At 67.4% G+C, this 242-nt stretch carries 1 pseudogene; it reads left to right on the forward strand.

What is annotated here, in order from left to right:
- A pseudogene (locus KVS71_RS18365) lies at positions 1 to 163 on the forward strand (30S ribosomal protein S7); the annotation flags it as partial.
- Positions 164 to 242: the final 79 nt, after the last annotated feature.

Consider the following 242-nt stretch of genomic DNA (forward strand, 5'->3'; position numbering starts at 1 on the left):
GCACGTGAGCTACGCCAAGGGCCGTCGTGAGAAGACGATGACCGAGCGTCTCCAGAACGAGATCCTGGACGCGTCGAACGGCCTGGGTGCCGCGGTCAGGCGCCGCGAGGACACCCACAAGATGGCCGAGTCGAACCGCGCGTTCGCTCACTACCGCTGGTAACCCCTTCGCCGGGCTCAGGGACCCTTCCGCGTTCCTGGGCCCGTCGCACCCCCTCCTCGCAGTACACCTGCTGCTCCAA

The sequence above is a fragment of the Microbacterium sp. GbtcB4 genome (assembly GCF_019091465.1).
Taxonomy (GTDB): Bacteria; Actinomycetota; Actinomycetes; order Actinomycetales; family Microbacteriaceae; genus Microbacterium; species Microbacterium paraoxydans.